At 44.0% G+C, this 25,728-nt stretch carries 26 protein-coding genes; 24 read left to right on the top strand and 2 right to left on the bottom strand.

What is annotated here, in order from left to right:
• The first annotated feature begins 37 nt into the window (after window positions 1–37).
• Both QGT73_RS06760 and QGT73_RS06765 read left to right on the top strand, forming a co-directional pair.
• Window positions 38–490, top strand: coding sequence for a DUF1896 domain-containing protein (locus QGT73_RS06760; protein WP_010801748.1), 453 nt, complete (start codon window positions 38–40; stop codon window positions 488–490).
• Window positions 480–6,329: an N-6 DNA methylase gene (locus QGT73_RS06765; protein ID WP_010801749.1), complete on the top strand. Its 5,850-nt coding sequence runs from the start codon at window positions 480–482 to the stop codon at window positions 6,327–6,329. Before QGT73_RS06760 ends, QGT73_RS06765 begins: the two co-directional genes overlap by 11 nt.
• A gap of 248 nt (window positions 6,330–6,577) precedes the next feature.
• Here the strand turns inward: QGT73_RS06765 and istB are convergent, their stop codons facing one another.
• Window positions 6,578–7,330: an IS21-like element helper ATPase IstB gene (istB, locus tag QGT73_RS06770; RefSeq protein ID WP_009038478.1), complete on the bottom strand. Its 753-nt coding sequence runs from the start codon at window positions 7,328–7,330 to the stop codon at window positions 6,578–6,580.
• A gap of 16 nt (window positions 7,331–7,346) precedes the next feature.
• Complete coding sequence (gene istA / locus QGT73_RS06775; protein WP_044214480.1) at window positions 7,347–8,882, bottom strand: IS21 family transposase; 1,536 nt, start codon at window positions 8,880–8,882, stop codon at window positions 7,347–7,349.
• A 276-nt stretch (window positions 8,883–9,158) separates the two neighbouring features.
• Between istA and QGT73_RS06780 the strand changes: the two genes are divergently transcribed.
• The 22 genes from QGT73_RS06780 (at window position 9,159) to QGT73_RS06885 (ending at window position 25,554) form a co-directional block, all read left to right on the top strand.
• Window positions 9,159–9,527 carry a BlaI/MecI/CopY family transcriptional regulator gene (locus QGT73_RS06780; RefSeq protein ID WP_010801752.1) on the top strand — a complete coding sequence of 123 codons (369 nt, stop codon included), beginning with the start codon at window positions 9,159–9,161 and terminating at the stop codon, window positions 9,525–9,527.
• A 15-nt stretch (window positions 9,528–9,542) separates the two neighbouring features.
• Window positions 9,543–10,211 carry a hypothetical protein gene (locus tag QGT73_RS06785; protein WP_010801753.1) on the top strand — a complete coding sequence of 223 codons (669 nt, stop codon included), beginning with the start codon at window positions 9,543–9,545 and terminating at the stop codon, window positions 10,209–10,211.
• Window positions 10,212–10,221: 10 nt separating this feature from the next.
• On the top strand, window positions 10,222–10,491 hold the full coding sequence (locus QGT73_RS06790) for a zinc ribbon domain-containing protein (protein WP_010801754.1): 270 nt from the start codon (window positions 10,222–10,224) through the stop codon (window positions 10,489–10,491).
• Window positions 10,492–10,493: 2 nt separating this feature from the next.
• Window positions 10,494–10,955, top strand: coding sequence for a VOC family protein (locus QGT73_RS06795; protein WP_010801755.1), 462 nt, complete (start codon window positions 10,494–10,496; stop codon window positions 10,953–10,955).
• A gap of 11 nt (window positions 10,956–10,966) precedes the next feature.
• Window positions 10,967–11,719 (top strand): inositol monophosphatase family protein, encoded by a 753-nt coding sequence (locus QGT73_RS06800; protein ID WP_010801756.1) that lies wholly within the window; start codon window positions 10,967–10,969, stop codon window positions 11,717–11,719.
• Complete coding sequence (locus QGT73_RS06805) at window positions 11,716–12,315, top strand: uracil-DNA glycosylase family protein (RefSeq protein ID WP_010801757.1); 600 nt, start codon at window positions 11,716–11,718, stop codon at window positions 12,313–12,315. The genes QGT73_RS06800 and QGT73_RS06805 overlap by 4 nt, the downstream gene beginning before the upstream one ends.
• A gap of 21 nt (window positions 12,316–12,336) precedes the next feature.
• Entirely contained in the window at window positions 12,337–13,017 is a 681-nt protein-coding gene (locus QGT73_RS06810) for a zinc ribbon domain-containing protein (protein ID WP_010801758.1), read from the top strand.
• A 67-nt stretch (window positions 13,018–13,084) separates the two neighbouring features.
• The gene (locus QGT73_RS06815; protein WP_010801759.1) at window positions 13,085–13,885 is read left to right on the top strand and encodes an AraC family transcriptional regulator; all 801 of its coding nucleotides are present in this window, start codon (window positions 13,085–13,087) and stop codon (window positions 13,883–13,885) included.
• Between the two features lie 81 nt (window positions 13,886–13,966).
• Entirely contained in the window at window positions 13,967–14,569 is a 603-nt protein-coding gene (locus QGT73_RS06820; RefSeq protein WP_010801760.1) for a TetR/AcrR family transcriptional regulator, read from the top strand.
• Window positions 14,566–15,195: a hypothetical protein gene (locus QGT73_RS06825; RefSeq protein ID WP_010801761.1), complete on the top strand. Its 630-nt coding sequence runs from the start codon at window positions 14,566–14,568 to the stop codon at window positions 15,193–15,195. Before QGT73_RS06820 ends, QGT73_RS06825 begins: the two co-directional genes overlap by 4 nt.
• Entirely contained in the window at window positions 15,192–15,998 is an 807-nt protein-coding gene (locus tag QGT73_RS06830; protein ID WP_010801762.1) for a 4Fe-4S binding protein, read from the top strand. The genes QGT73_RS06825 and QGT73_RS06830 overlap by 4 nt, the downstream gene beginning before the upstream one ends.
• A 93-nt stretch (window positions 15,999–16,091) precedes the next feature.
• On the top strand, window positions 16,092–16,457 hold the full coding sequence (locus tag QGT73_RS06835) for a VOC family protein (protein ID WP_010801764.1): 366 nt from the start codon (window positions 16,092–16,094) through the stop codon (window positions 16,455–16,457).
• Between the two features lie 287 nt (window positions 16,458–16,744).
• A complete protein-coding gene (locus tag QGT73_RS06840) occupies window positions 16,745–18,094 on the top strand; it encodes an MATE family efflux transporter (RefSeq protein ID WP_010801765.1) in 1,350 nt (449 codons plus the stop codon).
• 28 nt (window positions 18,095–18,122) lie between these two features.
• Window positions 18,123–18,932 (top strand): helix-turn-helix domain-containing protein, encoded by an 810-nt coding sequence (locus QGT73_RS06845; RefSeq protein WP_010801766.1) that lies wholly within the window; start codon window positions 18,123–18,125, stop codon window positions 18,930–18,932.
• Between the two features lie 24 nt (window positions 18,933–18,956).
• Window positions 18,957–19,532, top strand: a complete 576-nt coding sequence (locus tag QGT73_RS06850; protein ID WP_010801767.1) for a Crp/Fnr family transcriptional regulator — start codon at window positions 18,957–18,959, stop codon at window positions 19,530–19,532.
• A gap of 69 nt (window positions 19,533–19,601) precedes the next feature.
• Window positions 19,602–20,936 (top strand): condensation domain-containing protein, encoded by a 1,335-nt coding sequence (locus QGT73_RS06855; RefSeq protein WP_228099966.1) that lies wholly within the window; start codon window positions 19,602–19,604, stop codon window positions 20,934–20,936.
• A 240-nt stretch (window positions 20,937–21,176) separates the two neighbouring features.
• Window positions 21,177–21,542 carry a BlaI/MecI/CopY family transcriptional regulator gene (locus QGT73_RS06860; RefSeq protein WP_010801769.1) on the top strand — a complete coding sequence of 122 codons (366 nt, stop codon included), beginning with the start codon at window positions 21,177–21,179 and terminating at the stop codon, window positions 21,540–21,542.
• Between the two features lie 2 nt (window positions 21,543–21,544).
• Window positions 21,545–22,903 (top strand): M56 family metallopeptidase, encoded by a 1,359-nt coding sequence (locus QGT73_RS06865; protein ID WP_180334983.1) that lies wholly within the window; start codon window positions 21,545–21,547, stop codon window positions 22,901–22,903.
• A 101-nt stretch (window positions 22,904–23,004) separates the two neighbouring features.
• Window positions 23,005–23,370, top strand: coding sequence for a hypothetical protein (locus QGT73_RS06870; protein ID WP_010801772.1), 366 nt, complete (start codon window positions 23,005–23,007; stop codon window positions 23,368–23,370).
• A 5-nt stretch (window positions 23,371–23,375) separates the two neighbouring features.
• Window positions 23,376–23,726 (top strand): DUF3795 domain-containing protein, encoded by a 351-nt coding sequence (locus QGT73_RS06875; protein ID WP_080650778.1) that lies wholly within the window; start codon window positions 23,376–23,378, stop codon window positions 23,724–23,726.
• A complete protein-coding gene (locus QGT73_RS06880) occupies window positions 23,723–24,157 on the top strand; it encodes an META domain-containing protein (protein ID WP_010801773.1) in 435 nt (144 codons plus the stop codon). The genes QGT73_RS06875 and QGT73_RS06880 overlap by 4 nt, the downstream gene beginning before the upstream one ends.
• A complete protein-coding gene (locus QGT73_RS06885; RefSeq protein ID WP_010801774.1) occupies window positions 24,154–25,554 on the top strand; it encodes an alpha/beta hydrolase in 1,401 nt (466 codons plus the stop codon). The genes QGT73_RS06880 and QGT73_RS06885 overlap by 4 nt, the downstream gene beginning before the upstream one ends.
• Window positions 25,555–25,728: the final 174 nt, after the last annotated feature.

Consider the following 25,728-nt stretch of genomic DNA (forward strand, 5'->3'; position numbering starts at 1 on the left):
TATCCCGTTAAATATCAATCCACTAAACTCCAAAGTAATGAACAACAAGAAGAAAAACGAGGGTCAGACCGACTTTTCCTATTACGGTCTGTACCTGCTGGACTATCTCCGCACGAACAAGTTTGAACAGGCTTCCGATGCCGCCTTCATACGGGAACGCGCCGACCGTGCCGCCGAAACGTATGAAAAGGCAAGGCTCGAAGGCTATCCCGCCGACGGTGCGCAGGAGCTGGCGATGGACACGCTGCTGCGCGGGCTGCGCTATTCCCGGTACGCCATGCTCCGCGAAGTCGTGGAAAACGAGTTTGCCGATGAAGTGCCGGAAGAGAAGTGCGAAGCCTTCATACAGAAACTCCTGCCGCTTGTCGGCAACGTGTTTTCCGTCTATGACCTCTCGGACGACAATTTCGCCCTGTCTTCCGATTACGACCTGCTCTACACGGAGCTGACGGGGGCAACCGCCCTTTATATCGGGGAATATGGCGTTTAACCGCAAACAGAAACTGCGGGACAACATCGAGGCGATACGGACGGCATTCATCCTTGACAGGGAAAACAGGACAGTGACAACCGAAGAGCGTGCCATACTTCAAAGGTACTGCGGTTTCGGCGGTCTGAAATGTATCCTCAACCCTGCAAAGGAACTGACGGATGCCGTCCGCTGGGCGAAATCCGACCTCGAACTGTTCGCCCCGACGGTGGAGCTGCACAGGCTTATCCGTGAGAACAGCAAGGACGAAACGGAGTACAAGCGGTTTGTGGACTCGCTCAAAGCGTCCGTACTTACCGCTTTCTACACTCCCAAAGAGATAACCGACACCCTCGCGGACGTGCTGGCGGATTACAGTGTCCGCCCCGCCCGTATGCTCGAACCGTCGGCGGGTGTCGGCGTGTTCGTGGACTCCGTGCTGCGGCACAGCCCCAATGCGGATGTGATGGCTTTTGAGAAGGATCTGCTCACGGGTACAATCCTGCGGCATCTCTATCCTGACCAAAAGATGCGTACCTGCGGTTTTGAGAAAATCGAAAAACCGTTCAACAATTATTTCGACTTGGCGGTGTCCAACATTCCCTTCGGTGACATCGCCGTGTTTGACCCTGAATTTCAGCGGAGCGACTCATTCGGCAGACGCTCCGCCCAGAAAGCCATCCACAACTATTTTTTCCTCAAAGGGCTGGATGCCGTGCGTGACGGCGGCATCGTGGCGTTCATCACCTCGCAAGGGGTATTGAACAGCACCAAGACCTCCGTGCGTAACGAGCTGTTCAGTCAGGCTGATCTGGTATCCGCGATACGCCTGCCCAACAACCTGTTCACGGACAACGCGGGGACAGAGGTGGGCAGCGACCTGATTGTCCTGCAAAAGAACCTGAACAAAAAGGAAATGTCGCAGGACGAGCGGCTGATGACCGTGATACAGACGGACACGAAAACCGGCCTGACAGACAACGCCTATTTCATCCACCACCCGGAACGCATCGTGCATACGACGGCGAAACTTGACACCGACCCCTACGGGAAGCCCGCTATGGTTTATCTGCATGAGGGCAAGACCGCAGGTATAGCCGGGGACTTGCGCCGTATGCTCGACGAGGATTTCCATTACAGGCTCGCCATGCGTCTGTATTCGGGAACAATCCGGCAGTCGGGAACGGAAGAAAAAGTTATTGTTCAAAAGGAGGCGGAGCGTCCTGCTGTAACACAGAAAACGGTATTTTCACAAACAGTTGAAACTCCGACGGAGAAACCGCAACCCACAGAGGAAAAGCCGGAGATAGAGCCACGTCCGAAATATTCTGATGGGGTGCAGCTATCATTGCTCGATCTTTGGGGTATGACGGAAGAAGTCAGCCAATCGAAAACCGCCAAGAAGAAAAAGACGGCAAAGAAAGAAAGCCCTACAAGGCGCATTTCGCCTAAGCCGCAGGTGCAGGCAACACCGAAAGTCACTGCTATACCGACTGCTTCCACACCTAAGACTGTAACGGAGAACAAGGAGGTGAAAGTGGACAATGCCGCAAAGCCTGCCGACCCGGACGACATCTATGCCACGCTGGACTGGGATACCAATCCTCCCATCAACGGCTTCTATGAGATGATGATGGGTTTGACACCGGAACGCAGGAAGGAACTTCGGGAGCTGGCGAGGCAGCATAACGAGAAACAAGTGGCGGCGGAAAAGACGGAAGTGAAAGCCGTGTCGGAAGCTCACCGTGAGCAAACACGGCAAGAAGAAGCACAGCCGGAGGCAGTCGCCGCACCTGCCGTTACAGATACCCCATCGGAAGCAGTGGCGACTTCCCTTTTCCCCGACATCGAAGCGGAGAAGCCGAAGGAGGAAGTCGTGGACCTATCGCCCCGTGCCTACCACCGCACACCGGAGATGCACCTGCGCGAAGGGTCGCTGGTGGCTGACTGGGGACGTCATAACATCGGCTACCTGAAGGACATCACCCCATACGGGGCGACATTCCAGCCGCTCGACCTGAAAGGCTACCAGAAGGAAAAGGCTTTGCTGTATGTGTCGCTGCGTGACGCCTACGAGCGTCTGTACCGTTATGAATCGAACAGGCACGAGGCGAATGTTCCGTGGCGAGAGCATCTGAACACCTGTTACGATGAATTTGTCATGCGTTACGGCAACCTCAACGCCAAGCAGAACGTAAAGTTGGTGATGATGGACGCAGGCGGTCGTGACATCCTTTCGCTGGAACGGGCGGAGAACGGGAAGTTCGTCAAGGCGGACATCTTCGAACGTCCCGTTTCCTTCGCGGTGGAGAGCCATACCAACGTAGGTTCTCCCGAAGAGGCACTTTCCGCGTCGCTCAACAAGTTCGGCACGGTCAATCTCGACTATATGCGGGAGATAACCGACAGTACGGCGGAGGAATTGCTCACAGCCCTGCAAGGGCGCATCTATTACAATCCGCTCGTGACCGGTTACGAAATCAAAGACCGCTTCATCGCCGGGAACGTGATAGAGAAGGCGGAGCGCATAGAGGCATGGATGGGCGACAATCCCGAAAATGAGCGTATGCCGGAAATAAAACAGGCGTTGGAGGCTCTGAAAGATGCCGAACCGCCGCGCATCGCCTTCGAGGATCTGGACTTCAATTTCGGGGAACGATGGATTCCTACGGGTGTCTATGCCGCCTACATGAGCCGGTTGTTCGATACGGAGGTGAAAATCGCCTACTCCGCCAGCATGGACGAGTTTTCGGTGGCGTGCGGATACCGCACCATGAAAATCACGGACGAGTTTCTGGTGAAGGGGTATTACCGGAACTATGACGGTATGCACCTTCTGAAACACGCCCTGCACAACACCTGCCCCGACATGATGAAGTCCATCGGCAAGGATGAGCATGGCAATGACATCAAGGTGCGCGACAGCGAGGGCATACAGCTCGCCAACGCCAAGATTGACGAGATACGAAACGGCTTCTCCGAATGGCTGGAAGAGCAGTCGCCGCAGTTCAAGGAACGGCTGACGACGATGTATAACCGCAAGTTCAACTGTTTCGTGCGCCCGAAATATGACGGCTCGCACCAGACTTTTCCCGACCTCAACTTGAAGGGGCTGGCAAGCCGGGGCATCAAGAGCGTCTATCCCTCGCAGATGGATTGCGTCTGGATGCTGAAACAGAACGGCGGCGGAATTTGCGACCATGAGGTGGGAACCGGAAAGACGCTGATAATGTGCATCGCCGCGCATGAAATGAAGCGTCTTAACTTGGCACACAAGCCGATGATTATCGGGTTGAAAGCCAACGTCGCGGAGATTGCAGCCACCTATCAGGCGGCATATCCCAACGCACGTATTCTGTACGCTTCGGAGAAGGATTTTTCGACTGCCAACCGTGTGCGTTTCTTCAACAACATCAAAAACAACGATTACGATTGTGTCATCATGTCGCACGACCAGTTCGGAAAGATACCGCAGTCGCCGGAGTTGCAACAGCGCATCCTGCAAGCGGAGCTTGACACGGTGGAGGAAAACCTCGAAGTGCTGCGGCAGCAGGGAAAGAACGTGTCGCGGGCGATGCTGAAAGGGCTGGAGAAGCGCAAGCACAACCTTGAAGCGAAGCTGGAGAAGGTGGAACACGCCATAAAGTCACGCACGGATGACGTGGTGGATTTCAAGCAGATGGGCATCGACCACATCTTCATAGATGAGAGCCACCAGTTCAAAAATCTGACTTTCAACACGCGCCACGACCGTGTGGCGGGATTGGGGAACAGCGAGGGTAGCCAAAAGGCACTCAATATGCTTTTCGCCATACGCACTATACAAGAACGTACAGGCAAGGACTTGGGAGCAACTTTTCTTTCCGGCACGACCATCAGCAACTCGCTGACGGAACTGTACCTGCTGTTCAAGTACCTGCGCCCGAAGGAGCTGGAACGGCAGGACATCCGCTGTTTCGATGCGTGGGCGGCGATATTCGCCAAAAAGACGACGGATTTTGAATTTAACGTGACGAATAACGTGGTGCAGAAGGAGCGTTTCCGCTACTTCATCAAAGTGCCGGAGCTTGCCGCTTTCTATAATGAAATCACGGACTACCGCACGGCAGAGGACGTGGGCGTGGACCGTCCCAACAAGAACGAGATACTGCACCACATACCGCCCACACCCGACCAAGAGTATTTCATCAAGCAACTGATGGAATTTGCCAAGACGGGCGACGCCACTCTGCTGGGCAGGCTGCCGCTTTCGGAAACGGAGGAAAAGGCGAAGATGCTCATCGCTACCGACTATGCCCGGAAGATGGCTCTCGACATGCGCATGATAGACCCGCATTATGAAGACCACCCCGACAACAAGGCGAGCCACTGCGCCAAGATGATCGCGGAGTATTACCAAAAATACGATGCGCAGAAAGGCACGCAGTTCGTTTTCTCGGACTTGGGGACATACCAGTCGGGGGACGGTTGGAACGTCTATTCGGAAATCAAACGCAAACTGACGGAGGATTACGGCATACCGCCAAGCGAGGTGCGCTTCATTCAAGAATGCAAGACTGACAAGGCACGAAAGGCGGTGATAGATGCCATGAACGCTGGGACGGTGCGCGTGTTGTTCGGCTCAACCTCTATGCTCGGAACGGGCGTGAACGCACAGAAAAGATGTGTGGCAATTCATCATTTGGACACGCCGTGGCGACCGTCGGACCTGCAACAGCGTGACGGACGGGGTGTTAGAGCCGGGAATGAGATAGCCAAGCATTTTGCCGGGAACAACGTGGATGTAATCATCTATGCGGTGGAGAAGTCGCTGGACAGCTACAAGTTCAACCTCCTGCACTGCAAGCAGACTTTCATCAGCCAGCTCAAAAGCGGGGCGATGGGTGCGCGTACCATCGACGAGGGTGCTATGGACGAGAAATCGGGCATGAACTTCTCGGAGTATATGGCATTGCTCTCCGGCAACACCGACCTGTTGGACAAGGCTAAACTTGAAAAGCGCATCGCCTCGCTCGAAGGGGAACGCAAGTCGTTCAACAAAGGCAGGCGTGATTCGGAGTTCAAGCTGGAGTCGAAGACGGGTGAGCTGCGCAACAACACGGCTTTCATTGATGCCATGACGGAGGACTGGAACCGCTTCCTATCAGTGGTGCAGACCGACAAGGAGGGCAACCGCCTTAATATGATAAAGGTGGACGGAGTGGACTCCACAGACGAGAAGGTCATCGGAAAGCGTTTGCAGGAGATAGCCAAGAACACCACGACGGGCGGGCTTTACACACAGGTCGGAGAGCTTTACGGTTTCCCGATAAAGGTAGTGAGTGAGAGGATACTCAAAGAGGGCTTGGAGTTCACCGACAACCGTTTTGTAGTTGAAGGAAACTACAAGTACACCTACAACAACGGGCATCTGGCGATGGCTGACCCGTTGGCCGCCGCCCGCAACTTCCTGAACGCAATTGAGAGGATACCCCCCATCATCGACCAGTACAAGGCGAAGAATGAGGTGCTGGAACGTGAGATACCGCAGTTACAGGAGATAACGGGCAAGGTGTGGAAGAAGGAGGTCGAGCTGAAACAGTTGAAGTCCGAACTTGCCGCCCTCGACCGCAAGATACAACTGGAACTTGCGCCCACGCCCGAAATCGCCGACAAGGAGAACGAAGGGCAGCAGGTCAAGCCGGAAACGGAAGTCGTGCGGAACAGGCCGACGCAATATCACGGAGATACACCGCCACAGATACGCAGTCCGGCAAATGAACAAAGTTCCACGGGCAATTTCATTGACAACCATATCGTAATCGGTCGTCCGGGGCTGTATGTCAAGGATGAAAACCGTCCGAAAGGATTGAAAATATGACAATGACAGCAAGAGGAAGAATCATTTGAATTGTATCCTCTTGCTTTTTATACAATAATCCATAAACGTCCGTATTATAATGGACACAGATAACCCTTTTGTTTATAAATGGAAAATCCACTCAAAGTAGCCCCCTTAATTCAGAGCAATTTGACCCCTGTTAAATTTTTCCATTCTTCCATCCTGTTCATTCTTGTTTTCTTCGTATTCTTCCTGTCAGTTATGCCGGGTTCTACATTAAATTTCGTTTATAAATATAACGATTCTTTTTTACTTTTACATTTGCGTAGCGACTCTCCGAAGAGCTCTATACGTATAGCCTGATGTACAATTCTGTCCAGAACGGCATCGGCAATCGTCTTTTCTCCAATAACGTCATACCAATCCCTTACCGGGACCTGTGATGTTATGACGGTGGATTTTTTACCATGCCTGTCCTCTATGATATCCATCAGGTTCATCCGCCCTTGGGAATCGAAGGGTTGTATGCCAAAATCATCCAGTATAAGCATATCCAACCTCTCGATTTTCTTGAGTTCTTGCAGGATTGTACCTTTTGCCTTGGCAACCTTAAGCATCCCCATAAGTCTGGATGTGTTGGCGTATAGTACTTTATATCCTTTCTGGCAAGCCTGGAAGCCAAAAGCGGTTGCCAGATAACTTTTTCCTGTTCCGGCACTTCCGGTAATAAACATGTCTTTGCGTTCCCTGACAAACGTAAGGTCAGCCAAACGCTGGGTAAGATTCTTGTCCAGCCCCCTTTCCACTGAGAAGTCTATTTCTTCAATGGTGGCCTTGTATCTGAAGGAGGCCTGACGGATAGCTCTCTCTACCGCGCGGTTTCTGCGGTCATCCCATTCACTTGAGACCAGCCATGAGACGAACTGGTCGGTAGTCATGCTCTCTGTCCGATGTGTTTCCAAACTTGTTTTAAAGGCATAATACATACCTTTAAGATTCATTCCTAACATCTTTTCCAATGTGTCCTGATTCATTTCCATATTGTATCTGGTTGGTTTATTGATAATATTCTTTTCCTCTGATATTCTCATGGGAAGGCATCTCCGTTTCTTGCCCGGCACTGTCTTCCAACGGGAACTCATCCTGCCGGTTGTTAAGGATGCGCTCGATGATGGGATAATTGTACAGACCGTAACTTGTAGCCCAACGGCAGGCATTGGTCAATCGGGTGTTGCCGACCCTGCGTGCGAAGCTAAGAATGCCCTGACACGATTTATAGGCTTGCTCCGGATGCTTTTTCTCTTCCATAACCTGACGGATATATGCCTCCACATCCGGATGAATAGCCGCCGCTTCACGTATAAATTTATCCGGGTTCCATTCCGTGATATAGCGATGGTGTGAAGCCAGGTGCTCTTCCAGGGTCGTGTACCGGCAACGGGCCCTGTTGCGGGTATGGGAAGCAATCAGCTCGTAGCCGTAATAGATGCATACCTCGCGTGAGGTATATAACAAGATGACCTTCTTGCCTATATAGCCGCAAGGCACACTGTAGTAATGGGCGTCTTCCCCCAGGCGGACATGACCGTTTTTCATCACGGTAGCCCTGTAACGCTGTTTGAGTTCAAAACGGATGGGATTGAGCTTGCGTAAAGAATCACGTTCTATCTCCTCGAACTGTTCCCGTCGACTGTATTTACGGTCTGTCAGCGGAGTGTTGTTGTGGAGTTCCAAGGCGACACGGATAGCCGCGTTCAGTGAATCAAGGTCATAAAACTCGCGTTCCTGTATCTTTGGATAGATACTGCGATAGATCAGTTTAACGGCACCCTCGACCAGTGCCTTGTCACGTGGCTTGTAAGCCCTGGCGGGAATTACGGTACAGCCGTAATGTTCGGCAAAGGCTGCAAAGTCCTCATTCAGGATGGCCTCGTATTTACTGCTCTTAGTAACGGCGGACTTGAGATTGTCCGGGATGATGGCGGAGGGAGCCCCCTGGTAGTATAACAAGGCGTTTTCCGAAGCACGGATCAAGTCCTCCTTTTTCTGGCTCATGACCGCTTCCACATAGGTTAACTGGCTGCAGGGAAGGATCGCGACAAAAACCTCCACCGGGATGATTTCGCCCGTCTCAAGGTCGATGATGGAGAGTTTGTCACCGGCGAAGTCTATGAACACTTTATCACCGGCCTTGTGTTCAAGATGCATGATGGGACGGCTGCAGGCTATATGCTGCTGAATCAGAATATAGAAGCGGGTGCGTCCGTAACCATCCGGATGGGAAGAGAGGTACTCACGATGTAAAGCCTCACGGGTAACACCTTTCTTCTGAAGCCGCTTGCAATATTCGGGCAACAACGACTTTAGTTCTTCCATCCGTTCGCTTTCTGTCTTTACTCTGGTCTTTTCGTGGAATAACTCCGAGAGTTCCTGGTCCGATAGAGACAGTACTCCTTCATAATCCAAACCGCTGCGCTGAAATACCTGTAAGTATTTCTTGACCGTATTGCGCGAAACGGTTAACATACTGCTGATACTTTTGGTCCCATAACCCTGAGAGTAACAGCGTAACACTTGACGAATCTTTTCCATTCCTAATTGTCTATTGGGCATAACTGACTTTTATTCGTTTTTAACAAACAAAATAGAATTATAGATCGAGTAAACAAGAATGAAACTCACTTTTTAGGGGATCATTTTAAAGTGAATTTAAGGGGGCACTTTCGAGTGAATTTGGGGGATCACTTTAAAGTGAACGGAGGGGGGCAATGGTGAGTGAATTTTCCAATAAAGGATAAAAATAGGTGAATTTGCTTGGTTGACTAATTTATTTAGACTAACTTTGCATATACTAAATTTCATTTGATGATGGAACAACTTACTAAGCGTGAAGAAGAAGTGATGAACAAGTTTTGGGAGAGGGGCGAAGCTACCGTCAAGGAGATTATAGCCACTTATCCTGAACCTCGTCCAAGCCGGACTGCCATATCTACATTTGTGAAGTTTCTTGTCGAGAAAGGCTTTTTAGGGCATAAGCCGGCAGGGAACAACGGGTTCATATACTACCCACTCATAGAACGGGATGAGTATTGTGGCAACAACCTGAAGAATGTAGTACAGAGATATTTTAATAACTCTATTCGTGGTGTGATAAGCACTCTTGTAAGAGATAGGAAAATGTCGGATGATGAAGTTCGGGAGTTGATAAATCAGGTAATTGAAGGAAATCGCCAATAATAAAATTGAAAAGATATGGGTAATAATTTATTAGAGCAATGCCATAAAATTAAGGAAGAAATTTCCAATGAAACCACATTTCATTTGGGAATTGAAAACTTATTGTCTTTGCGTACCCAATTATTTGATATCTTAGCGCAGTTCAAAGTGGAATTATGTCGTGCTGATTTCAATGCTATCCCATTCATTGGAGAAGACGGTTTTCACAGCAAGACAATTGCCTATTCCATCTGGCATATATTCCGTATCGAGGATATTGTTACCCATACTCTAATCAACAAGGACAATCAGATATTCTTTTCAAGGGATTATAAAAGCTCGATTGGCTCTCCAATTATCACAACGGGTAACGAGCTTGAAAAACAGGAAATATCAGATTTCTCCAAAACATTGAATTTAGATGCGCTATATGAATATGCTGAATCTGTAAAAGACAATACCAGCCTATTGTTGAAAGAGCTTTCTTTTTGCGATTTGGAACGCAGAATGACTGATGAGGATAGGGAAAAACTCAAATCACTTCATGTTGTGAGCGACTCTGAAAATGCCCGGTGGTTGATAGATTACTGGTGTGGTGAAAATATCCGAGGTCTTATAATGATGCCTTTTTCCGAACATTGGTTGGCTCATATTTATGCGAGTTGGAAAATTAAATGCGCATTAAAAGGAATATCAAACAACTAAATATATGAATATGGAACAAAAATTTTGTCAAAGTTGCGGTATGCCGTTAACTGACAAAGATAAGGGAATAAATGCCGATGGCAGCCGCAATGATGATTACTGCAACTATTGTTACATGGATGGCCGGTTCACGCAGGACTTTACAATGGAGCAGATGATTGAGCATTGCGCTCGGTTCACCGATGATATAAACAAGTGGTCCGGAGAAAATATGACCGTGGAACAGGCTAAAGAGATGATGCGCCAATTCTATCCCAACCTCAAACGCTGGAAAAAATAAATATGAGATATTGTTGTACGGTTTTATCCGTGTCAGATATAAGCAAAGCCCGAAGTTTCTACGAAAACATATTCGGGTTGGAAGTCTGTCAAAATTATGGACGAAATATCCTGTTCTCCTGCGGTCTGGCTTTACAGCAGAATTTCGATTGGCTTATTGGCGTACCCAAAGAAAAAGTTCATAAAAAGTCAAACAATGTTGAAATCGTCTTTGAGGAACGTGATTTTGATGGCTTTCTGCAAAAGCTGAAAGGCAATTCGTCAATCGCATTCTTAGGTGAAGTCGTTGAGCATGATTGGGGACAGCGAGTAATCCGCTTTTACGATTTGGATGGGCATCTAATAGAAGTCGGTGAGGAAATGAAAATGGTCATAGAGAGATTCATTTCTAATGGAATGACTTTGGAAGAAGTTTCCAAGAGAATGGATGTTTCTGTCGATGACCTGCAAAAACTATTGAATTAAACCCTATAAATATGGATATACAACGTATAATCAGCTTGGTCAAAGAGACTAAGGGGATAATCACAAACAGGGAAATGGCAGCCCTTGTGAAAGAAAAAGGAGTAGCCGATTACGTTACTCAAGTGGATGTCGCCGTTCAGGATTTCTTGAAGAAGGCATTACATACACTTGCGCCGGACATACAGTTTCTCGGAGAGGAAACCGGCTTACAGCGTATGGATACAGACAGCTACTGGATTCTTGACCCTGTTGATGGCACTACCAACCTCATGCACGACTATCAGCATAGTGTGGTGTCGTTAGCTCTTTGTAGTCAGAAAGAGATAGTAATGGGCATTGTCTATGATCCGTTTCACGATGAACTTTTTTCTGCTGTCAAGGAAGAAGGAAGTTTCTTGAACGGCAAGCCCATACACGTTTCATCTGCCACAAAACTATCGGAAACCATCATAGGCATCGGCACTGCAAAAAGAGAATTAGCGAAAGAAAACTTTGCCCGATTTCTGAAAGTTTACGAAAATTCCCAAGATGTCCGAAGACTTGGCTCAGCCGCTTTGGAGTTGGCATATACAGCCTGCGGCAGACAAGGCGGATATTTCGAGATATATTTGAATCCGTGGGATTATGCGGCAGGGATGCTTCTGGTACAAGAAGCCGGAGGAAAAGTGACTGATTGGAACGGGAATGCGCTTGACCCGGCTAAAGGAAGTCACGTCGTAGGAACAAACGGGCAAGTCCACGAAGAAATACTCAAATTATTATGAATGTAAAAGAAGTGTTGCAACAATTCGTTGAAGGTGCAACCGATCTGCGGTTTAATAACGTGGAGGTTACACCGGAAACAATACACGCAATCATGATAAATGAGATTGTTCCGTCACATCCGGAAGAGGACTTCTATGGAAAATCAGATGCGGCGTATATGACAACGACAATTCCGTTGTTCAAAAAAGCCGGGATAGAGGTAGATTCTGTGCAGGATATTCTCAACAAGGGGATTTATATTACCAATGCGGTTAAAATACCCAAAAACGGATATGTCGTTTCAAAGGAAAGCATAGAGGAAAGTCTGCCATATCTGGAAAGAGAGCTTGCATTGTTTCCCAACGTCAAGGTTATAATGCTTATGGGTGATGTGGCAAAGAAGGCCTTTAATATGATTGGCAAGAAGGCAATCAAGAAAAATGTTATCCCAAGCGTATCCACATACAAATTGCGAAATACAGAGATTTCATATAACGGTGTTCGCATCCTCCCCTCCTATATAATGACGGGACAAAACATACTCATAGAGAAATCTAAGTTTGAAATGGCTTCTGAAGATATTTCCATGATGTACCGGTTGATAATGAAGAAGTAAAAATCATTTAATAAATAATATATGGAACAAAAATTTTGTCAGAGTTGCGGGATGCCTCTTAATCCCGCAAATCCCGGAACTAATGCCGACGGCAGTATAAGTGAAGATTATTGCGGTTACTGTTACAAGGATGGAGTATTCCTACAAGACTTCAATATGAGTCAGATGATTGAGTTTTGTGTGCAGTTTACCGACCAGATAAACAAGGAAACAGGATGGAATCTCTCTCCGGAACAGGCAAAGGCTCAAATGCGCAAGATTTTCCCAACGCTCAAACGCTGGAAAGAGAAAGACAAAAGAAGCCTCACAGAAAAAGCTGTCAGTTTGCTTGCGCAATGCAATGAGGTCACACTTGCCACGATAAATGCGGATGGATTCCCACGCCCTGTGCCCATCAAGAAAATTAAGACCAACGGATGCAACGAGATTTGGATGGCAACCGATGCCGCATCCGTGAAAATAAATGACCTCAAGACAAATTCCAAAGCCGGAGTAAGCTATTATTTTTATGGTGATAGTGTCGCTCTGCGTGGCATAGCGGAAATTGTCAGCGATGATAAAATCCGAAAAGAGATGTGGCAGGAGTGGCTGATAAATCATTTCCCCGGAGGTGCTACCGATCCGAACTATACTCTAATCAGGTTTGTAGGCGAGGACGCAACCATATATATTGATGGCGATTTTGCGCACGAAAAAATATAAATACTCCGAATGCTTTAATGTCCGTTTTTTACTATCGGAATAAATAGCCTTGTTATAATTTTGCAGGATGCAAACATTCAAGATCATACATCCCTCTCCTGCGCTGAAACCGTTTGTGCGGTATTATTGGGTATTGCAGGATAGCTCACCCGGCATGGTGTCGCAACGCACTTTGCCGACGGGGTGTATGTCGCTTGTGTTTCATCGTGGTGAAAGACTGAAAGTTGTAAGTCAGAATGACTTACAGCCACGCTGTTTTATAAGCGGACAAGAAACCAGCTTTACAGATGTCATTTCCACGGGAAACATCGAAATGATAGTGACTGTGTTTCAACCACACACGGCAAAGATGTTTTTTCATATCCCCGTCAGTCTGTTTTGCAATAGGAACATTTCCATATATGATATGGAGGACATTGAGTTGCAGGATTTGGCAGGGAAAATGGGTGATGCCGACAATCTTGAAACAGCCGTTATCTTAATTGAAAATTTCCTATTAAACCGCGTACTACTGGAGAATAACTACAATATACCGAGGCTTTCCACCGTGGTGCGTCACATTAGCAATTCTGTCCATACAAACATAAAGGGGCTTGCCGACATAGCGTGCCTGAGTGAAAAGCAGTTTTGCCGTGTCTTTTCAGAACACATCGGAACTACCCCAAAGGATTTCCTGCGCATCATCAGATTGCAACGCACCTTATCCGTATTACAGCATAATCCGAAAATAGGTTTTGCCCAACTATCATATGAATGTGGTTATACAGACCAATCACATATGATAAAGGAATTTCGGCTATTCACCGGTTACACCCCAAAAGAGTACATATCCCGTTGCGCTCCTGTTTCCGACTATTTTACGTTCTGAAAATTACGCTGATATAGATTTCGATTTGGTTGTCACCGATTATTTTTATAATTTTGTCACCACTTAGTGACATTAACCAAAATGGAATTGAAAGAAACAGAGAAAAGGCTGCTTGATGCAGTGAGCCATATCATAGAGAATGACGGATTTACCAAAATTGGGGTAAACCGCATCGCCAGTCAAGCCGGATGCGATAAAGTTTTGATTTATCGCTATTTTGGCGGCTTGGATGGTCTGCTCGTCGAATGGGCAAAACGGCACGACTATTATTCATTTGCCTATTCGGAGTTTATAGATACCATCAAACAGTCCGAGAAGAAGGATATAAGGCAGATTGTCAAAGATGTGCTTTTCCGGCAACTTCATTATCTGAAGGACAATGTTCTCATGCAGCAACTTCTGGTATGGGAATTATCCGGTCATTCATCGTTCAAGGGAATCCTCGAAGAAAGGGAGCGCATAGGCTACAAATTGCAGGAAGAATTAAACAAAAGTCTGGATATAGGTAACGACAACGATATGTCCGTTGCCATAATCATATCCGCAATCAATTACATTGTACTTTTCACAAGACAGTACCCCAAACTGAACGGCATAGATTTCAGCAAGCCGGAAGCGTGGAGCAGAATGGAAGCAATGATTTCCAAGTATGTTGATTTCATCTTTGACGACAGCAAACTATGAAACATATCATCGTAATAGCACTGACGCTGTTTCTTGCAGTCTTTGTTATGGCGCAGGAAAGGAATTACATTTCCACTTGCGGCAAGACGAAAACGTCTGTCAAGTGGTCGGAGGAACACAAAGACGGGAAGATATATCTGAATACAATTCAAGGCAACGAAAGGCATGAGTATATTTTGGACAATGGGTATAAGACCGAAAGTTGGAAAATAATCAACCCTGTTTCAAATACCAGCTTGACTGTCAGCTTAAAAAACGGCAAATATTCTATATCCGGCAAGTTCAACGGCAAACCAATCTCGAAGACAGTTAAAAGCAAAGGCAAACCGTGGTATCAGAATATTGCCTACAATGCGGGGCTGACCTTGAAAAACGGCAAGTCGTTGGAATACGAGTGTTTTCGCCCTGACAATATCAAACTCTACACCATGTCGGCTGTCAAGAAGGGTATTGAAAGATTTGACGGTGGGCACACCGTCAAAATAGAAGTCAGTCTGACCGGTTTTATGTCGGCATTCTGGAGTTGTGACTATTATTTTGACACGGCTACCTTGATGTTCGTGGGCTACAAAGGTGTGAACGGTGGCCCCGGAACACCCGAAACAAAAATATCAATTTCAAGATGAGAACAATAATATTATATCGCTCATCATACAAAGGCAATACGCTGAAGATCGCACAAAGCATGGCTGACGCACTGTCCGCCGAACTGGTATCAGTGGACAACACCCCGACAATAGACCTGTCAGGCTACGATTTAATTGGCTTTGGCTCTGCAATAAATTTTGCAGCCCACGATATCCGGCTTCAAAGATTTGTTTCAGAGCAGAATATTGATGGGAAAAATGTTTTCATATTTTCCACCCGCTGCCGTCCATTCTTGGGGGCATATCATAAACCCCTGAAGAAAATCATCGAAAGAAAAGGCGGAATTATAGCCGGTGAGTTTTCTTGCCGTGGTTTTGACCGTACAGGCCCTTGGGTGCTGATGAATGGTTACAATAAAGCCAGACCGAATGAGCTGGATATGTTCAAGGCACGGCTGTTTGCAAAAGGACTCCACCGGAAACTGCACCCATTGGCTTCCGTTCACAGAAATCTGGTTATCGGGTATTCGGACGGCATCCCGATACGCCATAATGGGGCAGATTTGGTTTTCGGTGACAAGGTAGTGTTTCTCAATGCCTCCTCATGCGTGAATTGTGGAAAATGTGTCAAAGTATGCCCGATGCACATCTTCACAAAAACGGATAAAGTATTGCCAATGGATGAACTAAACTGTATCCAATGCCGGTTATGCGCTGACAAATGTCCGACTTCATCAATATACATCAACGAGTCTTTCCTGAACGGATTACGGATTGCATTCAGAGAATCTTTTAGTGACAAGTTGCAGAAAAGTTATAATTCAGACGATAAAGGGCATTAAAATGTACCCAAGGAATGGAATGTCCGGTTTTTACTATCATAGGCTGTCGTGTCGCTGTAACTTTGCAGCGTACTAATCAAAATAACAATAAGTATGATTGCATTTTTTGAAATTCCCACCAATGACTTCGACAAGTCGGTGGCATTTTATCAGGCACTCTTCGGAGAGGAACTGGAGGTGTCGCAGTTCGGCGACGAGAGAATGGCGTGTCTAATGAAAGACGGAAAGAGCGTGTGTTCAATCTCTTCCGCTCCCTCGTTCTCCGGTTTTGCTCCCTCTGAAGGAGGCGTGCTAGTATATCTCAAAGCAAGAGACTTAGATGCCGATGTGAAAACGGCGATTGACAACGGCGCAACACTCGTCACTCCCAAGACCAAGATTCAGGTGGATGGCTGGGGTTCTTTCGCCATCATCGCAGATCCTGTCGGCAACCGCATCGGACTTTACGGTGACAAGTAAATCATTGTAAATCGGGTCATTTTGGTTGGGATAGCCATTGGGTTATCCCAACTATTGAAAGATGCTGTATTTTTAAAGTGGAATTATTGGGATAAATAGAGAATTTGCCCATAAACAAAAAGTATCCTTATAAATTTCATCTTCAACGCTCTTGTTTTCATTCAAATGATTGAAGAGGTAGTTTATCGTATTTGCTTCTTAGATGTCATGTAAAAAGCGACAATGTCGTTTTTGTACAATTTAATACGAGTCAAGTGGAGTAACTTTGCCGGATAAATGAAATTAGTATGAATATTTCCTATATATCAATTTATAAAACCAGCCTGCCTGTATTGGTTAGTTTATTAATGGAATACTTGATAGGTTTTACTGATACAGCTTATTTAGGAAGGGTTGGAGAAACCGAATTGGCGGCATCAGCTATCGCCAGCACTTATTACTTGATTATATACATGATTGGATTTGGGTTCAGCATCGGAGCTCAAATCTTGATAGCTCAATATAATGGAAACAGACAGTATAAGGAAGCAGGAAAAATTCTTTCCCAAGGAACACTATTTTTGTTAATAATAGCGATGACAATAATATTGATTACTTCTATAATTTCGCCTATTATATTAAAGTTGATTATAGATTCTGAATCCGTATTCCAAACAGTTATGCTATATCTTGACTGGAGAATCTATGGTTTCTTGTTTTCTTTTACAATTATCATGTTTAGAGCATTTTATATCGGAATAATACACACATCTGCACTAATGCTCAATTCCATAACGATGGTAGCAGTCAATGTTATTCTAAATTATATTTTAATATTTGGAGCATTAGGCTTTCCAGCATTAGGAATTTCCGGAGCAGCCATTGCATCTGTCATTTCCGAAGCTGTCGCAGCAATTTATTTCATTATATATACCCAAAAGAATGCAAGCACGTGCAAATATGGAATCAAATGGCGATTTGCCATAGATTGTAGAGTATTAAAAAAGATACTCTCTGTTTCTGTTTTGATGATGCTGCAAAATGGGTTAGTATTTGGCAGTTGGTTCGTTTTTTTTATCACAATAGAGCATTTCGGGGAAAGGTCACTGGCGATTACTAATGTTGTAAGAAACATTTCGTCCTTCCTTTTTCTTTTCGTACAAGCATCTGCATCTGTTGTCAGTTCATTAGTTGGAAATCTCATAGGAAAAGAGAAAAGCACCCCTTTCCTATATGTATGCAAAAAAGTAATGCTTTCATGTTACATGATTATTTTGCCAATAATAGTGTTGTTCGCTCTTTTCCCTGAATCTATTTTACGGATTTATAGTGACAATACTGCATTGGTGTTTGATGCTATACCTACATTAAAGGTTATGCTCACTTCTTACTTGATAGCTGTACCTACATTCGTGTTTTTTAGCACAGTCTCTGGAGTAGGCCATGCTGCGGCATCTCTATTGATAGCATTCGTGTCTTTATCTATATACATAGCGTATGTGGGAATAATTAGTCATTTTAGTTCAAGTGTTCCACTATTGTGGACATCGGAACATATTTACTTTTTGAGTGTGTTTATACTTTCTATCTATCATATTCATCATTGGTTTACAGGAATTAACAGTCAAGGCAAAAAAATAATCACCAATATTCCTTAGAATCATAGTTTATACCGACATTTGTAATATGTATAAAGAATATTCGCCATGTAGTTTATTAGCTCCTTTCATAGATCGCTATTGGGAATATAAGGGAGAAACAAGAGGTGGAATGAAATTCAACATTCCACCTCATGGTTGTTCCGACTTTGTTTTCAACGTGGGGAATGCCGCAGACTGCGTCAGTAGTGGACTGATAATGAAACCTTATCATTCCTATTTTTTCGGTCCAATGAATACATTTACGGAATTGGTCACTCAAAAAAAACTCATTCATATTATAGGGGTACGTTTTCAACCGTGTGGACTTTCTCGATTTATAAAAATTCCACTTTCCAAATTTATGAATCAAGGATTAGACAGTCACGAGTTTCCTGCTCTTTTTAGTCAATCTTTCACATATCAACTCTCTGAAATTCAAAATCCGATTGGTTATATTGAACATGAATTGGTTAGGCAATTGTACAAAAACAGCATGGACGCAGAAAAGCAAATATCTCATGTTGTTTCCTTGATCCGCAGACAGAAAGGAATTGTTTCGATTAAGGAATTGGTAACAGAAGTATGCTTATGCCAAAGACAATTTGAGCGCAAGTTTAAGTTTCATACAGGTTATTCCCCAAAAGAATATAGTCGAATTGTTCAGTTTTGGAATGCTGTACATCTTTTGAAACCTAATATTTCATTCGATAATCTTTTGTTTGTTGCTGTCCAAGCGGGATATTATGATGCTTCTCATTTATATAGAGAGGTAAAAAGGCTTTCTGGTCATACCCCTAAGGCATTTCTTACACTCCCTACAAATGGAAAAGTAGAAGTGTTACATTTTGAATTATAGAAATAATCAGAAAAGAAAAAGTATATGAACGGATTAATTAATCTTCTATGTAGTTTGAATATAAACAATGCAGATGTGCTCGAATACACCAAGCGTCTGAAAAACATCCAAATCAAGAAAGGTGAACATTTTCAGATGCAGGGCTGTCCAGTCAGATACATGGGATATGTAGATTCCGGGAAATTCAGATATTACAAAATAGACAAAGATGGTAATGAACGTACCCTTTGGTTCAATAAATCTTTTCCGTTTATCGGAGATTATCATTCGTTCTTGAAAAGAACAAATGCCGAACTTTGTATTCAAGCAATGGAGGATTATGAGATTACATTGTTTAGTTACGAACAGATGATGGAATTATTCGACACGAATATAGATACGCAAAAGTTAAGGGCGACCATTGCGGAGCGTTCTATGTTCGGCTGGCGTAATATTGCTTTAGCACTGTATTTCGATACCGCTGAGGAAAGATACATTGAATTATTAAAAGATTTTCCCGACATTGAAAAAGAGATTTCCTTAAAACATATCGCATCCACTTTGGGCATTTCTCCCGAAACGCTAAGCAGAATAAGAAAAAAGTTAGATAAAAATCCATAGGATTGACCTATGTCAAGAATTGATAATTTCCAACTCTCTACCTTTGCTGTCTTTATCAACATAAAGAGCATGGAAACTAATATTCGAATATTTACGGAACGCCACCTTCTACGGAATCCGTCACTTACGGTTCTGATGAAACTAAGCGTTGACGGCCACTTGGATGAATTACGTTTAAAAAAAACATTGCTTAAATTAAGAAGTGTTCACCCGCTACTTTATTCATCCATTTGCATGAATAATGAGGGAGAGGCATTTTATCAGGAAAACACTGTTCATCAGCTCGAATTGCATTTTATTAAAAGTGAACATTCAAATCAATGGCTGGAAATTGCCGAGTCCGAGAATAAAAAGCCTTTTAATTGCGAAACAGGTCCACTCATACGTTTTTTTGTATTCTACACTGAGATTGGTTTTGATATTCTGGCTGTATGTCATCATCTATTAGGTGACGGTAACGCTATTGCAAGATTATTGAGGGATGTAGTGTTTGTTTATGCTGGAAATAATTTGCCCTTAAAAGAACAACAGCTCATCTCAAAACAAAGTGATTTTCCACAAAAAGCTAAACTTTCTTTTCCTGTAAAATTGCTTCTGCGTTCACTAAATTCAAAGTGGTCTAAAGGTAAGCAGCAACGTTTTGGAGAAGCGGAATACCGGGAGATATTCAATAAGTACCATCAGTTAACAGATATTGCTTTGTCGTACTCAACCATAAACAAAGTTGATATGAACGCTTTGTACAATGCTTGTAAAATACACGGCATAACAATAAATGATGCAATTGTTACGGCATTTATTGGAGCTATGCAAGAAACATTCATCAATAACAAAAAAATGGTAGTCGGGATTCCGATAGATATACGGAGACAACTTTCGTTTTCAGCAGACAGCAGCTTAGGCAATTTTGCTTCGGCCATTACAATTGCATATAAGTATGATCCTAAAAAAGACTTTTGGCAAAATGCTATTCTTATAAAGAAGAAAATAAAATCTAAAATGGATTCAACCAGAGCGCAATGGCTTATACTAAATGCCTACGCATCAATGAATCCTTTACTAATTGATGCGATGTATTTTGCCTCTTATGGGGAGTGTGATGATAAAACTGCAAAAAAAGTTGCTTCAATGTTTTCGATTGGTAATCCTTCATCTACGGCGATATCTAATCTGGGACGATTGAACTTTGATACTCACATTGGTTCTTATAGCATTCGTGATTTGATATTCTTTGCGCCAAAAGCTCCGGGCAGTTATATTGTTCTTGGAGTTGCCACATTAAGTGACACTATGCAAATTGGATTTAGTTTTGACCGCAAAATAATATCTTCTGTGATTGTAAATAATCTGAAATCAAATATGTTGGCTTTACTTTTAAACCTGAATAAAGATATAAAAGTATGAAAAATCAATCCAAGCTATCCACACATAGAATTAGGGACATTCTAAGGATGTGTATGCAACTACTGCCAGGATTATATTGATTGGCGCAGGAACTTTCGATATCAATCGGCTATTCGGTTATCCACACTATTGAAAAATTTCAGTTTTTTCTAATAGTATTATTTTGTCGTCTAAAATAATTAGACTATTTTTGCATTACTAAATCGTCTAATTTAATTAGACTAAATATAAATGGAAGATATGAAGCAATTAACAGAAAGAGAAGAAGAAGTAATGAACTTCTTTTGGGAAAGCGGGGCACTCTCGGTTCGGGATGTCGTTGCCCTTCACAATGAGCCGCGTCCAAGCCGGACTACGGTAGCCACATTCGTGAAACTTCTCGAACAGAAAGGCTATCTCAATCATAAAGTTGAAAGCACAAGCTTCATATATTTCCCCATAATAGAGCGAGAGGATTATTGTGGACAAAATCTGAAGAGTGTCATTAGGCGGTATTTCAACAATTCCATTCAGAATGTTGTGAACTTCCTGATTAACAGCGAGGAATATAGCGATGAAGAGGCTAAGGAAATAATATCACAAATATCTAACAGAGGAAAGGAATAACAATGGCAGGCATATTTTTAGCATATTCATTATTGGCAAGCACTCTCCTGATTGTAGTCTGGGTGGTGTACAAATGTGTTCTTGCCAATACCAGATGTTTCCGGTTCAATAGGATATTGTTGTTGTTCTGTATAACGCTTGCTTTCGTTTCTCCAATCTTCATACTTAATACTTTTTGGATAACGGATATTATGGAGGATAATATTGAAATCGCTTTTAATCCGGTCGAAGTTACCTATATTGCCAATTCGATATCAGAGGAAATCACTCCGATATGGGATTATATAGTCACACTTTACCTTATCGGGGTTATTGTCATGACTCTTTATTTTCTCGTTTCACTGGTACGGTTGGCACTCTTCATTATTAAAGGAGAACATATAAAACAAGATGGCAGTCACATAATCCTTCATCGCCACAACAGTGTTGCTCCGTTTGCATGGTGCGGGTATATGATGATGCCCAGACGTGACTGGTATGAGTATGGGCAGATGATAGTACGCCATGAAAAAGCGCATATAGAATGTCGCCATTGGATTGACTTGCTTTTTATGCAGGCAGCGATTATTATCACTTGGTATTGTCCAGCTATATGGCTTCTGCGCAATGAGCTTCATACCCTCCATGAGTATGAAGCCGACAGCCGTGTGCTTGCATCGGGCGTAAAACGAGAGGAGTATCAGATGTTTCTAATAAAAAAGACAGTTGGAGCAAGGTTCGCAACTCTTTCCAACTGTCTCAATCACAGTTCACTTAAAAAACGTATAACTATGATGTTATCAAGCAAACAGACAGGCACAGCCCGTGTGCGTGCCTTTGTCATGGTGCCTGCGATGGCACTCGCATTAATCGGTCTGGCCACCCCTGCAGTGTCAGCAGTAATCAACGAGGTATCTGCCGCTACGCCGGTGGAGGATCTGCGCTACAAAATTAGCGAAAAATCCGATTCCACCATTCGCGTGACAGAAAGAAATTCCGATATGGTGGTGACGGAGAAAGCGGATGCGGACAATGCCGTGCCATTCATCAAGACTGAAACCGCTCCCAACTTCCCCGGCGGCAAGGACAAATTGAGAGCTTTCATCAACAAGAACATAAAATTCCCTGAAACCGCCTATAAAGACGGTGTTCTTAATATGGATGCAGTCGTGCAACTCACCATTGCTAAGGACGGAGTGGTAAAAGATGCCAAAATAGTGAAAAGTTCAGGAAAGACACTTGATGGCGAAGCCCTTCGTGTGGCATTTATGCTTCCGCAATTCCATCCCGGACTCAATAACGGTCTGCCAGCAGAATCAAGCTATACATTGGAATTTAATTATTACATCTGCAATGAATATTGGTCGTCAAACGGCGAATAATAGCAAAACAGAATACCAATAGGACAATTATCTTATCTGATGCTTGGAGTATGCCGTATTTTTCAGTACGGCATCTCCTGTATCATAAAACTAAAAAAACAATGGAATTAGTATTTACAATACTTATCGGAGTCGTTATCGGAGCCGTCAATGCCCTCCCTATGTTTCTCAAAAAAATGGATAAGGCAAACTGTTGGTCTGCTTTTGTGCAGTATGTGGTGGTAACTTTCATTATCTTCAACACTACACTTCCTCAGTTGAATGTCAACGACTTTTTAGCCGGTCCGATTGTATCAGTTCTAATGACTATGCCTATGGTGATTATGATTGCTAAGAACGAAAAGAAAGCTGTTCCGATTGTGCTTGTCAATGCGGTCATTTTAGGGTTGATTATAGCGGCAATCAAGCATTTCAGAGCGTCTTTAGGGTTGATTATAACGGCAATCGAGCATTTTAGAGCGTTGTGATTTGTATGAATCAGGTAATAGCAGATTTTGATAGCGTCGCAGCTTGCGAGCTGTTTTGTGGATCGTGTCGCAAATTCTTGTCAGGGAGATGTCCCGGATGTGAGAAGAACGAAAAAGCATCGTGGTGTAAAATCCGTCAATGTTGCATAAGCAGAGGCTATCATACCTGTGCCAAATGTAAGCGTGACGTAAGAGAGTGTAAAACCTATTCCAACTTTATAAGCAAAGTGTTCGCGTTCATCTTCAATTCTGACCGTCCGTCTTGTATTAGCTATATAAGGGAACATGGCGAGATTGCATATGCAGAAGAAATGAGCAGAAGAGGATGTCAAACAATAAAACGAAATAGAAAATGAAATTACCCAACTGGACCATTTTATTTATAGGTCTATTGTTGCTTTCTTGTGACAAGAATACAAGTGTGGGGCTATCCGGTAAATGGCGAATCGTGGAGTATAAATGTATCGCAACTTCCACGCCATTCGCCCTTTCCACCGTAGCCGATGGAAGTGATTATTCACTTGAATTTGATAATCAAGGAAATGTATTCTGTAATACGGGGTGCAATTTGGTGTCCGGTCAATATATTCTCAAAGGGGACAAGTTGATATTTCCGGAAATAACATCCACCGAAATGGCTTGTGAGGATATGCTTATGGAAGAAAGTATGAAGCACATTCTTCCTGCTATAAAGACCTTTGAGATAAAGAATGATACGATTCTATTTCTTAAAGATGCAGATGGCCATACCTTGATGGAACTAACTAAAACAACAGATCAGGTATGAGCAAGAAGTTTCTAATGATGGTATTTATAGCCATTTTTTCTGTAATCAGTGTTATGGCATCGAAGAATATATCAGGGGCATGGAGCGGGACATTAAGAATCACTCCACAGTTGTCACTGAAATTAGTATTCAATTTCAAAACCGAAGAGGACGGAATACAGTTGGTAACTCTCGATTCTCCGGATCAAGGTGCTTATGGAATAGCAGGAGATGTGAATTTCATTTCTGCCGATTCGGTTAATATATCATTCCGACAAATTGGATTATCTTTTGCCGGACGACAACAAAATGGGATTATAACAGGTATTTGCAGTCAAGGGGCGATGAAAGCGAATATTGAATTATCTCCGGGAACTGTTGAATTAAAACGGCCACAGACTCCGCTACCTCCGTATCCATATACGACCAAAGAAATCAACATCAATAATCCATCGGACGATGTAATCCTTTCAGGGACTCTCACTCTCCCAAAAGATTATAACACTGCAACTCCCGTCGTTGTAATGATAACAGGTAGCGGGCTTCAAAACCGGGATGAGGAAATTTTTGGACACAAACCCTTTGCTGTGATAGCCGATTATCTTGCAAGAAATGGCATTGCATCTTTTCGGTATGATGATCGGGGACATGGGAAATCAACAGGTGACGGAACAACTGCCACGACCGAAGATTTTGTGCGGGATGCCCGATGTGTATTAGAATATGTACGAATGGTGGAGAACTTCAATAACGTGGGATTATTAGGGCATAGCGAGGGGGCAACTGCCGCTTTTATGTTGGGGGCTGAACCTGAGATAAAAACACAAGATAATTTATGCGTAATTGATCCGGGTAAACCGGACTTTATTGTCGCAATCGGAGCGCAGGCAGTTCGTGGTGATACCATTCTGATAGACCAGAGTGCGACTTTACTCAAACAAGGCAATATGCCTGACAATATAGTATCGGACTATGTAGAAGCCTTGCACAACATCTATGACTTGAAAATAACACAAGATGATGAGATAGCTATTGATAGTATTGACGCAATATGCAAAAATTGGAGTAATACACCCATCCATACTGCGTTGATGTCCAATCTTAAAAAGATTGCATCCGATACCAATCCGTGGCTGAATTTCTATATCGGTTTCTCTCCGGCTGAGAGCATTTTAACTACCCGTTGCCCTGTATTTGTGCTTTATGGTGAAAGGGATATACAAGTAAAACCGAAACTAAATATGCCGCAAATGCAACGACTCGCACCAAAGGCTCAAATAAAACTCTACCCGGAACTGAACCATCTTTTCCAACATTCCCAAACCGGAGCCGTACAGGAATACGGTACAATTGAGGAAACAATCTCTCCCGAAGTTTTACAGGATATTGCCGATTTTATCATATCTATAGTTCATTAGGTTTATGAATTCTATCCGTAAGTTAATCTCTTGTGGTTATATTCTAATATTCATGTTTATACAATAGTTCGTTAAAAAATTATTCATAGGCTAAGCGGCATCTACCGCCAAGCCAAGGAGTTCTTTGACAAGTTTAGCATTTAAAGTCTTGTTCGGGTCAATTCCGCTCAGGTC

It is taken from the genome of Duncaniella muricolitica (assembly GCF_910574735.1).
In the GTDB taxonomy this organism is placed as follows: domain Bacteria; phylum Bacteroidota; class Bacteroidia; order Bacteroidales; family Muribaculaceae; genus Duncaniella; species Duncaniella muricolitica.